The 13,695-nt window shown below is 33.9% G+C and carries 12 protein-coding genes; 9 read left to right on the top strand and 3 right to left on the bottom strand.

What is annotated here, in order from left to right; translation table 11 throughout:
- Positions 1–241: 241 nt before the first annotated feature.
- On the top strand, positions 242–1,864 hold the full coding sequence (locus FVA72_RS12225) for a peptide ABC transporter substrate-binding protein (RefSeq protein WP_110591627.1): 1,623 nt from the start codon (positions 242–244) through the stop codon (positions 1,862–1,864).
- 346 nt (positions 1,865–2,210) lie between these two features.
- Positions 2,211–3,194 carry a zinc transporter ZntB gene (gene zntB, locus FVA72_RS12220; protein WP_004263941.1) on the top strand — a complete coding sequence of 328 codons (984 nt, stop codon included), beginning with the start codon at positions 2,211–2,213 and terminating at the stop codon, positions 3,192–3,194.
- Positions 3,195–3,455: 261 nt separating this feature from the next.
- Here the strand turns inward: zntB and ttcA are convergent, their stop codons facing one another.
- Complete coding sequence (gene ttcA, locus FVA72_RS12215; protein WP_110591628.1) at positions 3,456–4,370, bottom strand: tRNA 2-thiocytidine(32) synthetase TtcA; 915 nt, start codon at positions 4,368–4,370, stop codon at positions 3,456–3,458.
- 1,230 nt (positions 4,371–5,600) lie between these two features.
- Here ttcA and FVA72_RS12210 point away from each other — a divergent pair.
- The 3 genes from FVA72_RS12210 to FVA72_RS12200 all read left to right on the top strand — a co-directional run bounded on the left by FVA72_RS12210 (position 5,601) and on the right by FVA72_RS12200 (position 8,104).
- The gene (locus FVA72_RS12210) at positions 5,601–6,788 is read left to right on the top strand and encodes a NupC/NupG family nucleoside CNT transporter (RefSeq protein ID WP_243154700.1); all 1,188 of its coding nucleotides are present in this window, start codon (positions 5,601–5,603) and stop codon (positions 6,786–6,788) included.
- 23 nt (positions 6,789–6,811) lie between these two features.
- A complete protein-coding gene (locus tag FVA72_RS12205) occupies positions 6,812–7,735 on the top strand; it encodes a nucleoside hydrolase (RefSeq protein WP_110591630.1) in 924 nt (307 codons plus the stop codon).
- 228 nt (positions 7,736–7,963) lie between these two features.
- Positions 7,964–8,104 (top strand): hypothetical protein, encoded by a 141-nt coding sequence (locus tag FVA72_RS12200; protein ID WP_004263953.1) that lies wholly within the window; start codon positions 7,964–7,966, stop codon positions 8,102–8,104.
- A gap of 85 nt (positions 8,105–8,189) precedes the next feature.
- On the opposite strand, the gene catA is transcribed toward FVA72_RS12200, so the two are convergent.
- Positions 8,190–8,831, bottom strand: coding sequence for a type A chloramphenicol O-acetyltransferase (catA, locus tag FVA72_RS12195; protein WP_094961780.1), 642 nt, complete (start codon positions 8,829–8,831; stop codon positions 8,190–8,192).
- A 757-nt stretch (positions 8,832–9,588) separates the two neighbouring features.
- A complete protein-coding gene (locus FVA72_RS12185; RefSeq protein ID WP_094961781.1) occupies positions 9,589–10,284 on the bottom strand; it encodes an aspartate/glutamate racemase family protein in 696 nt (231 codons plus the stop codon).
- Between the two features lie 356 nt (positions 10,285–10,640).
- On the opposite strand from FVA72_RS12185, the gene FVA72_RS12180 reads away from it, so the two are divergent.
- The 4 genes from FVA72_RS12180 (at position 10,641) to FVA72_RS12165 (ending at position 13,686) form a co-directional block, all read left to right on the top strand.
- Complete coding sequence (locus FVA72_RS12180) at positions 10,641–10,982, top strand: hypothetical protein (protein ID WP_175427121.1); 342 nt, start codon at positions 10,641–10,643, stop codon at positions 10,980–10,982.
- Between the two features lie 254 nt (positions 10,983–11,236).
- On the top strand, positions 11,237–11,425 hold the full coding sequence (gene sra / locus FVA72_RS12175; protein ID WP_004263968.1) for a stationary-phase-induced ribosome-associated protein: 189 nt from the start codon (positions 11,237–11,239) through the stop codon (positions 11,423–11,425).
- Positions 11,426–11,646: 221 nt separating this feature from the next.
- Complete coding sequence (locus FVA72_RS12170) at positions 11,647–12,426, top strand: YaeF family permuted papain-like enzyme (RefSeq protein WP_004263971.1); 780 nt, start codon at positions 11,647–11,649, stop codon at positions 12,424–12,426.
- A 330-nt stretch (positions 12,427–12,756) separates the two neighbouring features.
- Positions 12,757–13,686, top strand: coding sequence for a Gfo/Idh/MocA family protein (locus tag FVA72_RS12165; RefSeq protein WP_110591631.1), 930 nt, complete (start codon positions 12,757–12,759; stop codon positions 13,684–13,686).
- The last annotated feature ends 9 nt before the right edge of the window (positions 13,687–13,695 follow it).

The raw sequence follows: 13,695 nt of genomic DNA, 5'->3' as shown, positions 1-13,695 counted from the left end.
TAAGATAAACTACAGAATAACTCAAGTGTATCGCTGTTTGATATTATCTAAACTGAGTGAGTTTTTGCTCTATAATCTATTGTTTTTTATGGATATACGGAAATATGTTTCAATAATTAATTTACCTAAATGAAACTTAAGACGTAAATGCAGTAATATTGCTAACAATAGCACCTTCACTTGAAATCATTTAACTAGGCTTTTAGTTAACTTTATTTATACTAACAAGATAGAAAATAAAATGCATAAACATTCATTCACATCTTTAGCTGTTTTGATTTCTTCAGTTTTTTTTACTACACAAGCTATTAGTGCGGTGATACCCACTGGCACTGTTTTAGCTGAAAACCAAGAAGTTACGCGTCATTTAAAAGACGAGCCCGCTTCTTTGGACCCGGTAAAATCAGTGGGGTTAACGGAAGCGCAAGTCATGCGTGATTTATTTGAAGGGCTTGTTAACCAGGATGACCATGGAAAGCCTATCCCAGGTGTAGCCCAAAATTGGAATACAACAGATAACCGGATTTGGACATTTACACTGAGGGCCGATGCTCGCTGGTCGAATGGTGACCCTGTCACGGCTCAAGATTTTGTTTATAGCTGGCAACGACTGGTTTCACCGGTAACATCATCACCATTTGCTTGGTTTGCAGCATTAGCAGGTATTAACAATGCGCAAGGTATTATTGATGGAAAACTGCCTGTTGAACAGCTAGGTGTTGAAGCGGTTGATACGCATACATTAAAGATTACTTTAAATAAACCAGTACCTTATTTCCCTTCATTAGCAGCTAATTTTAGTTTATTTCCTGTTCACCAAGGAACCGTTGAAAAGTTTGGTAATGACTGGATAAAAGTAGGTAATTTAGTCGGAAATGGCGCTTTTGTTTTATCTGACAGAGTGGTTAATGAAAAAATTGTTTTAGTTCCAAATAAAAATTATTGGGATCATCAAAATACGGTGATAACTAAAGTTACTTTTGTCCCAATTAACCAAGAGTCTCATGCAACTAATCGTTATTTAGCAGGAGACTTGGATATTACCGAATCATTTCCAAAACAACGCTATCAAAAATTATTGAAAGATATTCCTAATGAAGTCTTTACACCAGACCAATTAGGGACCTATTACTATGCATTTAATACCCAACGCGCACCGACGGATGACGTTCGTGTTAGAAAAGCCTTATCCATGGCGATTGACCGCCAATTAATTGCTAACAAGGTATTAGGTACAGGGGAAAAACCTGCAAATTATTTTACTCCCGATGTCACCGATGGCTTTAAACCTGAAAAAGGGCTTTACAATAGCTACACACAAAAAGAATTAGACCAGCAAGCAAAAGTGTTATTACAGCAAGCAGGTTTTGGTCCAAATCACCCATTAGAATTAACATTGTTGTACAACAGTTCAGAAAATCATCAGAAAATTGCGATTGCAATTGCTTCTATGTGGAAGAAAAAATTAGGCGCTGAAGTCAAATTAGTTAATCAAGAATGGAAAACTTATATAGATAGCCGCAATACAGGAAATTTTGATGTTATACGTGCATCATGGATAGGTGATTTTAATGAGCCTTCAACATTCTTGTCTCTGCTTACATCTCAACATACTGGCAATATACCAAAATTTAATAACCCTGCATATGATAGCGTTATTGAGTCGGCGAGTATTGAAACGAATGCACAATTACGCAACCGTTATTATAATAATGCGGAAGCAATCATTGCAAAAGAAGCTCCAATCGCGCCTATTTACCAATATACCAATGCACGCTTAATTAAGCCTTGGCTGAAGGGGTACCCGATAAACAACCCCGAAGATGTCGCTTATAGCCACAGTTTTTATATCATTAAACATTAAAATAGGATACAGCCTGTGCAAGGTACGGGCTGCTTTTTCTAAAGGAAAGAAAAAAAGCTCCTTCCTCTGGAGAATGGGAAGGAGGACCAAAAAAGGAATAAACACTACCTTTTCATAATAAAAAAATCATCATGAACTTTATTGCTCGTTTGTGTCAATTATGTAGTGTTATTTAGCAAAAATGGCGATATTTTGTGATTTATGGGAAATTGTCTGTTTTTATGAGATATTAATCTCAATCTTTTTTTTGTTATTTTATGTATCGTGAGAACGATTCTTGAAATAATGACAAATATGTCACTATTCGACTAAAAATACCGTATTGATTATAAAAGGGAGATATTGCATGGGACTGATTTATGGTTCTTTATTCCAAAATTCAAATCCTGTACATGCATTTCAGTTAAATGGAGACGGTGGGTTACTTCCTATTGACGTGAATGCTAGCGCAAACCAGCAATCACCGTTTTGGCTTCATTATGATTATAAGGACCCACAAAGTTTTAATTGGATTCAGCAATCAGATCTCTTTAATGACCAAGTTAAGTCTGCTTTATCTGGGCATTCAGGACGTTGGCGATTGATTCGTGTTGGCGATGGTATTTTATTAACATTGCAAACATTAAATACCAATGCTGGCCAGCGGCCTGAGCAATTAGTTGCGTTTAGGGTATTTATTAATAATCGGATAATTATTTCTAGTCGTCATCGAAAAGTAAATTCCTTAGATTCTATTATTGATGATTTAAAGCAGGGAGTCGGGGCCCAAAGTACAGGTGACTGGTTAGTTGAGGTTGCTGATTCTATTACAGATGAAATAAGTGATTTTACGGATTCTTTGCATGAGCGTTTAATTGATATGGAAGATTTCATATTAAATAGCCAAATTCCTGAGAGAGGGGAATTAGCATTACTTCGTAAACAAATTATTGTGATACGCCGTTATATGGCTCCACAGCGAGATATGTTTTCCCGTTTAACAACAGAAAAATTGCTTTGGTTAGATGAAACCAATCGTCGTCGAATTCAAGAGATTTCTGACCGATTAGGACGTTGTATTGAAGATCTCGATGGTTTTATTGCACGTACAGCGATTATTTCTGACGAGATAACGAATATGATGACTGAGATGATGAATCGGCGCATTTATACAATGTCATTAATGGCCATGATATTCCTACCAACAACTTTTTTAACGGGGCTGTTTGGTGTGAATTTAGGCGGGATCCCTGGTAATGAGTTCCGTTTTGCCTTTAGTGTATTTTGTGTTTTATTAGCCGTTTTAATTGGAACCGTTTTGTGGTGGTTAAGAAAAAGCCGATGGCTCTAATATTGATGACTTATTTGCGATAACCGGACCTAGTTTGAGATAAATCAATAAAACTACTGAGGTTTTAGTGCAGTATTAGTCCTGCAGGTGAATGCAACGTTGAGCGATGAACGTTGTGCTCCATAATTGTAGTTTTTCTCATATTGAGTTCTTATACAGAATAATTGACCACTGTAATGCCGATGTATTTTACATCGGCTTTTTTTTTGCATCTAATCCGAGCAAAAATAACCTCCATACGAGGAGGTTATCAATAAATGTTTATTTAACTTCAATAATATCAAGGCGTTCTGCTGTAAAGTCGGGCTTATCATCTTCATCTATAAAAGTTTGAAGCGGTAGCTCCTCTTTGTCAAACGCAAGATCTCCGCCATTGATAACTTCATCTCCATGAGAAATATTTTTGAAGTCAAATAATTCGGTATCACATAAATGAGACGGTACAATATTTTGAGTAGCACGGAACATTGTTTCGATACGGCCGGGATAGCGCTTATCCCAATCACGTAGCATCTCTTTAATAACTTGACGTTGCAGGTTTGGCTGAGAACCACATAGGTTACATGGAATAATTGGAAACTCTTTAGCCTGCGCAAAGCGCTCTATATCTTTTTCTCGACAGTAAGCGAGCGGGCGAATGACAATGTGTTTTCCGTCATCACTCATCAATTTAGGAGGCATACCTTTTAACTTACCACCGTAAAACATATTCAAGAACATAGTCTGTAAAATATCATCACGGTGGTGACCAAGAGCAATTTTAGTTGCACCTAGTTCAGTAGCTGTACGATATAAAATCCCACGACGTAAACGCGAGCACAGTGAGCAGGTTGTTTTCCCTTCAGGAATTTTTTCTTTTACGATCCCATAGGTGTTTTCTTCAACAATTTTGTACTCTACACCAAGTTTATTAAGGTATGCAGGTAAAATATGCTCAGGGAACCCGGGTTGCTTTTGATCTAAATTAACCGCAATTAATGAGAACTGGATTGGGGCACTTTTTTGTAAGCTTTGCAGGATGGAAAGTAGTGTGTAACTATCTTTACCTCCAGATAAGCAAACCATTATCCGGTCACCGTCTTCTATCATATTAAAGTCAGCGATTGCTTGGCCAACATCGCGGCGAATTCTTTTTTGCAACTTATTTAAGTTGTACTGTTCTTTATTGGTCGTCATTCTATAGGTTCTGCTACTGGGGTTTATGTTGCTGATGGATAATTGTACATTTGGTTTTTAAATTATTATTGTTTTATGCTTAAAGCCTAATCAGCGAGAGTTATAAAAAGAGGCTCATGATAGCAGAACATGAGGGAAGAGTGATACCAGTTCGGTAAAATAGGTGAAAATTGGTGTCCACCCCACTTTAATAGAGACACACAAACATAGAGTTTTCTAACTGTTGACGATATGCCTCCGGTGGAAGCTGATTTAAACTTTCAAGTGCTCTGATGATATTTTAGCCTGCAATGATGTATCAACCAAAATCACTAAGCATTCGTGTGTTTCTTCATTAATAATATTGAGTGTTTTAACGTATTTACTGCAATATAAATTTTCGTGCATGAAACCCAATGTCCCTTGAGTATTTGAGCTTTTTCATCATGACATCTGCAAGTTTTAGGTCAGAAAATCTAATTATAGCTGCCTTATTCAGATGTGAGTTAACAATACTATTGTTTTTATGCCTAGATACAGAACCAATAAATTTTTCAATTATTACTTTCCATTTTTTAGGGGCTAAAGTATATATTTTTGAGCTAAAATAATATAGCTGTATTGAGTCTTTCTTATTCTTATTTAGTATAAGCAGGGTAGATAAGTAATAAATATTTATCCCACTGGCTATTTTATATTTTTAGTAGTCACTAGAAATTTTAGTAACTTAATAAATTGTTAATCACGGTAAGAATTATATGGGCATTATAAAGCCTATGTTTATAATATTTAGATAGAACATATTCTTCTATTTAAACTTAGCAAGTTTTCCAGTGCAGTGGTAAAGAGAGCGAGATAGAGTGAATGTATAATTGTAGGACCATTAGAAATTAACGCTTAATAACAATAAGATATTGAAAAAATTATAAGATAACTAACGCTCTGAGTTATTTGTGAAAAGAAAAAGCTTTATTTTAAGTATGGCTTGCAAGTGCGACATGATTCACATTTTAAGAATTATATGTTTAAAAATACAAACTATGAGAGTTTATTTGAATTATTATGTTCCTGGGTGTTTGGCGCTTGAACTATAAATATAATTATAAATTGAATGTAAATGCTTAAAATCGTACCTTTTAAGCAAGGTCATATATATTGAAATTAAAAATTATTTTTTTGCTTTTAATTAGTGGGTTAAGGAGACATTAAATCAACTAATCATAATTAAAATCTATTAACATGGTGATATTTATGAAATACCTTATATTCTTTTTTAGTCTAATTTTTGTTTTTCTTATAGCATATTTGCTTAGTTTTAGTAAAAAAAACATAAAACATAAACTTCCATCGATACTAACATTGTTAACATTGGAGATTATTGTCGCGTCTACCATGCTAAATACTACCATTGGGCTTGCTACTCTTGACGGTATAGCATCAGGTATTCATTATATAATTAATTATGCTAATAAGGGGATTGATTTTGTTTTTGGAGATATAAGCAGTAAAACTTCTATGGTTTTTGTTGTTGTAGCTCTTTTACCTTTGATTTTTATTTGCTCTATAATTGGAATGTTTAAATATATCGGTGCGCTAGATTTAATTATTAATACTATAGGCTTTCTAATTAACAAAATATCTAAAGTTGGAAAATTAGAGTCTTTTGCCGCTATTAGCGCTGTGATAGTCGGAATGATGCCTGCTTATGTATCAATTAAAGATTACATTCCAAGGTTATCTAAAGCACAGATGTATACTATTGCTGCATGTACTGTCTCAACAGTAGATATTGCATTGCTAGGCGCATATACACAAATGGTTGAGCCACGCTATGTTTTTATTGGTGTTAGTCTCAATTTTTTTAGTACTTTTATTATTGTTTCTATTATTAATCCAAGTGAACCCACAAATATCACAACTTGTCCTTTGGGGGCAAATAAAGGTGAAAGGGGCTCATTTTTTGAGGTGTTGACAGATCACATGCAGGATGCCTTTAAGCTTATTCTTGCAATTGTTCCCATAATTATCGGTTTTGTCGCCTTAATTAGTATGCTGAATGATGTTTTTTTAAATATTTTAGGAATTAGTTTTCAAGGAATTCTTGGTTATATTTTTTCACCTTTAGCTTTCATTTTGGGTAGTTCATGGGATGAAAGTGTTACTTTTGGAACAATTATTGCGACTAAAATTTTATCGAATGAGTTTGTTGCTATGATTGACTATATGAAATTAACAAGCATTACACCACGAACGGATGCAATTATGTCCGTATTTTTAATATCATTTGCAAATTTTGGCTCTATCGGAATGATTATCGGTTGCGTTACAAGTATAAGCCGAGAACATGGAAAAATGATTGCATCAAATAGTTTTAGATTGATTGTTGGCTCAACTTTAGTCAGTTGTTTATCAGCGACTATTGTTGGTATTTTTGTATAACATATAAATCAAGGAGTAATAGAATGAACAAAATAATAATTGATTGTGATCCTGGTGTAGATGATGCTGTGGCTATTTTTTTAGCTTTAGCTTCTCCAGAAATAGAATTAATAGGCATAACCACAGTTGCAGGTAATGTAGAATTAGAAAAGGTTCATAATAATGCACGACAATTACTTGCGTTAGCAAATAGGCAGGATATTCCTCTAGTGAAAGGTTGTGAGCGTCCACTAATGTCCAAAAGTGGGAGTAAAACTCATGTTCATGGTACTGATGGTCTAGCTGGAGTATTGCTTCCCGCATCAGATTATCCAAATTATTCTGGTCACGCCGTAGATTTTATTATTGATACGGTAATGTCAAATCCAGGTGAAATAACATTATGCACAATAGCATCTCTTACTAATATAGCAGTCGCTATCATCAAAGAACCAAAATTAGTTGATAATGTAAAAGACATTGTAGTCATGGGCGGAGCTGCATTTACACAGGGGAATATAACGCCAGCTGCTGAGTTTAATTTTTATGTGGATCCTCATGCTGCTCATATTGTTTTTGATAGTGCACGCCATATTACTATGCTTGGTTTGGATGTAACAAGTAAGGCTGATATAAGGGCTGGTTTGTGCAATCCTTTGGAAAAAGGTGGCCTTATCGCTCAGACTGTTGCAGAAATGTGTCGAAGATATGCAGAGTTTGACCCATTTCTCCATGATCCCTGCGTTATTGCATACCTCATTAAACCTGAAATTTTTTCAGGTATTGACGGTTCAATTACTATCGAATATGAGTCTAATAAATTATTCGGTCATAGTTTTGCTTACACATCTACCTCCATTAATCATGACCCAAAAGCTAAGTATAATGAAGCTAAATGCAAAATTATTACTGACGTTGATACATCGAAATTAATATCTTTAATTACAGAACGTATTATAAATCTTTGAGGTAAAGAGTACCAACTAGAGCCTCGGTTGATAATTATTTAATATAATGGAGCTTACCATAGGTAATGGCCCAGTTTTTTAAGTTATGATTATTCTATGCTTAAATTTTAATCAGTGAGATTTATCAAAAGATGAAAATCTGTTAGGGGATAGTGTCTTCGCTATAGCCTTTATCTTATTGTATAAGCGCCAATGAGAACTTAATGTATAGAAAAATATGGAGGAAACATGCCTGCAACTGATCCTATTGAATTGATTTTTTCTTTACTCGCCAACACCATTAAAATGGTGATTACTCCAACGGAATATCTTATTCAAAGTGACGCTATTGGGGATGCCATTTACATAAGCTTATTATTTTTGAATTAAAGATGATGAAAGTATCCATTTAACGAGGTTAATTTCCTATAAATGAAGGAAGGCTAGCTTCCTTCATGACTGAGAGTAATTTAGGCTAATGGGTTAATTCGTCACATAGCTTTTGTAAAGTAGTTAAAAACTGACCTACATGGAAGCCATCACAAACTGCATGATGCACTTGTACAGCTAGAGGAAGCCACATTTTATTATTCTCACTATAGTATTTTCCCATAGTGAAAATCGGGGTAAAAACATTAGTAATATCTGCAATATTTAGATTAAAACTGTCGAATGAAACCCAAGGCAAAGATGACACATAGAAGACATTTTCAACTTGCTGTGGCTGAGGGTGCAAATCGAGATTATCTTTATGCAACGTTAATTGCTGGTGGTAGTTCTCCATAAATGTTGTTATTTCTGAAGAATACTTGCACCATAATGAAGAAAAAGTTTCGGTATCTTTGTGGAAGATAGTAAAACTAGGGTGCACTTCATCCCATAAAATTAGTTCATCATTTTTTTTTGCAAACCTAAATTCTTTATAGGTATTAACTACCCGTGATAATAAATAAATCACTGATGGATGAAATTCATAACCATTTGAATCTATATATTTTTTTAGGTTTGTGATATCTATCTTAGTTGTTAAACTAAACCCACAATTTATGGTTTTTTCGTAAATATTGTAATGTTCTCTACGTAACCATGTCTCTATATTAAATTTAGTATAATTCATAATTTTCCCTTCTAATAAGTTAATGTTACTGTTATTAGAAGGGAGGTTTCTCCGCTTTTGATTGGCTCATAGTGATTTCTTATCTCGTGTTGAAGTTATGTTTGTATGTTATCTAGCTTATTTTTGCTTGTCGAGGCCTATACCTTACTCTTTCAATGTAAAACATAATTTGCACGATAGTGAAATATACTTATGTACATGGTTGTGCGTTGACGTAGGTATCAAATAATGTTTTAACATCTACATTCAATGTGTTAGATATTACCATAAGATGTTCAATGAATATGGAAAGACTCCCATCTTCATATTTTATGTATGACTTTTCAGAGATAGATATTAATTCTGCCATTTTTTTTGTCGTAATTTGATGCTCTATACGTTTTTGTTTAATAAATTTGCCCAACACGGCATTACCAACATTATTTTTATTCATAGTGATCCATTGTCAATTCGATAATAAATTTTTTTATTATCTTAGATGAAAATTAATATTCAATGGGTAATAATCTGTAAATTTAAGATGGATGAAGTAAGGTGAATAAGTATAAATGATATTTATAAGATTAGCTCAAGTATAATTAACAACAGGGAAAGATATTATTATACATTATGATCTAAATATGAAGTTTAATGGGTGCAAAATTCTTTTTAATAGTATTAAATGAAATTTTGCACTAGATAATATGTTAATTTTGATACTATTCTTTAACAATGGCTATATTTAACAATAGTTACTAAAGAAAGGATTTAATGTTGGTTAAACAGATAGTGCGACTTCTACTGTTTTTTGAGTATGAATGGCAGTAGTATCAAATATTCCTACGGTCGTATCATTCTGATTAACTAGTAATGTTATCTCGGTACAGCCTAAAATAATACCTTCAGCCCCGTTTTCCACAAGGGATGCCATTATACGCTGATATTCTTTTTTAGATTTGTCATTTATTATCCCTAAACATAGTTCATTATAGATAATATCATGAACTATTTTCCTATCTTGCTGGTTAGGTATTAGTACATCCACGTTAAATTTTTCAATTAATCTTTGCTTATAGAAGGGTTGCTCCATAGTAAAAGCGGTACCTAGGAGTCCAATTTTTTTTATACCTGATTGTATAATGCGTTCACCCGTCGCATCAGCAATATGTAATAAAGGAAGACCTGTTTGAGATTCAATTTGTGGTGCAACTTTATGCATGGTATTTGTGCAAAGAACAAGGAAATCAGCACCTGCAAGCTTTAAACTCTCTCCTGCATCAGCTAAACACTGGCCGGCTAAATCCCATCGCCCGCTAGATTGATATTGTTCTATTTCAGAAAAATCAACGCTATATAAAACAATTTTAGCCGAATGCAGGCCACCTAGTTGTTGTTTGATACCTTCGTTAAGCTGTTGATAGTAAAGTAACGTTGATTCCCAACTCATGCCGCCAATAAGGCCTATTGTTTTCATTTTTTAGTTCCTATTATTGTAATGTTTTCCTTACTATACTGATAGTTTCTAAAAGAACACAATAGTATGAGAAAAATTTTCTAGATGATTAAAAGTAAAAAACAGTTGTAATATTAAACACAACTTAACATTACTTTTTGAAGGGTTTTTATATTTAACATATTTTAAATTAAAAAAGGATAAATATAAGAACATTTACGTTTTAAAGATGGATTTTAATTGATATCTGGTTATCATCGTAAAAAATATTATTTCTATAAAGTTGGTCATATATGGCGAGAATAAAAATGAATTTTTTCAAAGTAATCATTGCGATACTCATTTTTGGTGCTGCATTTTTGTTAGGAGCACTATATATGAAACCAACTCAATTAAGTTTAGTTGAGCAAGTGAAAAAGAATGTTTATGACGTTCTAGCGTACCCACAAGCAGCAAAGTTTAGAAATATTGAATATCATTTTTCTCGTTACACTGCAGATAATGGTAAGGTAGGTTATGTTTGTGGGGAGGTTTATCGATATAAAAATGATAAGCCTGACGGATTTAAGCGTTTTATTGTTAAAGCTTATACTAATGATGAAGGTCGCATGGATATTTCAATTCCATTTATTGATGGAGGACATGAAATATTATTGCCTGAACAGGTTAACCAAATTTGGAAAGATAAATGCTCGAGTCCTGCTTCACCACTAGAGTAGGGAACGACGTATGCTAATATTTTTAACGCACTATGATTTGATTATTTTATGAAGAGCTGTAACCAGCAAAATGATAACTGATGGAAATTAATAAATAAAACTGGATTATATATTGGTGATTTAGTGCTATACTAAAAGAGTTACATTTTGTTTTGTCATTTTATGAAACAAAAAGCCTTTGTGGTCAACGATGACTATATTTTTTGATGTTCATTTTTTAATGAATTTTAATTTAGTAGTTTAAGGAGTCGATAATGGTTAGTAATAATAATGCACGTCGTTTATTAGGTATGCCTTATAAATTAAGTCGCTCTAAAAAAAACATACGTGTTTCGCTTGGTTCTAAAGATAATACTACAGTTGCAGTACAAAAGAATAAAGCGACAGAAAAGAAGACATATCATTCAGTAACCGTTTTTTACCCAGAATATGTTATTAGTTAATTGAATGTATGTAACCCTCTAGTGTTTACTAGAGGGTTAAATTTAAGTTGTTAAAACTAATTTTCATTAGATTACGTTAGCTCATTTCAATATGCACCACTCATATGAGTAATATTCTAACTCTTCTATTATAGAAATAAACAGTAGTCATAAAATAGATTAAGCGATATTATCTCATTAATTAAAAACTAAAAAGAAAGATGACTATCGGGTGTTATTGAATGAAATTTTATTGTTTCCTGCTATTTTTATTTTGTTTTTCTCTTTCAGGGTGTTCAACTCAATTCAAATCAGATGAAGAAACTAATCGCTTAAATTTTAATATTCAACACGCAAACACGATTCCTATCAAGGATTCTGTTGAGCCGTTGGCGGTTTCTGACATGTTGCCAGGCGATATTCTTTTATCTTCTGCTACAGGGTTAAATTCATGGGGAATTCGGTTATTTAGTATTAGTGGGGTAAGCCACGCATCTATTTACTTGGGTTTGGGGGAAGTAGCTGAGTCTGTTGGAAGTGGCGTTAGGATCATTACATTAGACCAAGCAGTGAGAGACTCTAACAACATGGTAGTGCTGAGGCAAACAGGCTTAACATCATTGCATGCAGAAAAATTACGCGAGTTTTCAGTTCAAAATAATGGAAATAAATATAATTATAAAGGTATTGTGATGATAGCGCCTTGGATGATCACAAAAAGGGTATGTGAGCTTCCATTAATTGGTGAAACGATACGTAATTTTTGCTTAAAAACTTTAGCTAAAGTTCAATTAGGCGATGATATAGACCAAGCTAATGGTTTCTTTTGTTCACAGTTTGTCCTCGATGCTTATAAATATGCAGGTATTCCCTTATTTGAAGGTAACTCATCGTGGATAACACCTGCGGATATATTACATATGCGTACAGGTGATGTGCCAACTTTCATGCCAACCCAGCGTCTAGCGTATGTTGGGCATTTGAAATCATGGAGCTTTAGTAGTGCAATACGCAGAAAATAGTGTGTAATTTTAAACAAAAAAAAGGCCAACATATAAAGTTGGCCTGCTAAACTGGAAGCAATGTGAGCAATGTCGTTTGTGATAAACCTGAGTGATTTACTCAAGTATTCACGTGGTAAAAGATAACCATTCTCATTTAAGAAATCAACCCTTTTTTTTATGTAGTTACTCATTCTCATTCTTCACTTGATTTTGTTTTTTATTTATAAAAAACAAAATGTTGTATATTTATTTCTAATTAAAATTACGTTATTACCCCAAAAAAAATTTTTTAATTGATATTAATGAGATTATTCTTGCTCAGATTAATCATTAATAGGCGTGTTTACGATGCGAAAATTAAAGTTAGGTGTAGTTGGCTTAGGTTCTATTGCACAAAAAGCGTATTTACCGGTTTTAACGAAAGAAGAAAATTGGGAGTTAGTTGGCGCTTTTTCTCCTAATCAATCAAAGGCAAAATTAGTTTGTGATAGTTATCGAATCCCCCTGTTTAGCAATATTGACGCACTAGCACAGCAATGTGATGCTATTTTTGTTCATAGTGCGACGAAAAGCCATTTTGAAGTAATCAAGCGGCTATTAGAGGCAAACGTCCATATCTATGTTGATAAGCCATTGACTGAATTAATTGAACCATCGGAGCAATTAATTGAGTTTGCAGCGCGACGCCAGAAAATGTTAATGGTTGGGTTTAACCGCCGCTTCTCGCCATTTTATTTGGCAGTTAAACAGGATATTAAAAATATCACGTCTATTCGTATGGATAAGCACCGTATGAACAGCGTAGGGCCGAATGACGCTAGATTTACGTTATTAGATGATTATTTGCATGTTGTTGATACTGTAATGTGGATAGCGCAAAAAAATGTAGAATTAATCAGTGGTAGTATTCATAACACAAATGCTGGTGAGCTATTTTATGCAGAGCACCATATGCAAGCTGGCCAAAGTTGCCTAACAACATCGATGCATCGCAAAGCAGGAAGCCAACAAGAGCAACTTATTGTGGTGGCTGAAGACAGTATTCACCAAATAACCAATATGAACCATTGGTGGAACGAAAATGCCATTGGGATTAGCGAGAGAAAACCGGCTAATTGGGATTCGATTTTAGTTCAACGCGGCTTTGATGGTGCAATTCGCCATTTTATTGATTCTGTTTCAAATCAAACTCAACCGTTGGTCAGTGGCGAAGAGGGCTTGAAGGCTCAAAGAATGGTTGAAAAGATGATATCTACAGCGAATACAATCAGTGATTAATTATCTTCT

This window comes from Providencia sp. PROV061 (genome assembly GCF_011045655.1).
Lineage (GTDB): Bacteria > Pseudomonadota > Gammaproteobacteria > Enterobacterales > Enterobacteriaceae > Providencia > Providencia hangzhouensis.
This window is presented reverse-complemented; position numbering and strand designations above follow the sequence as displayed.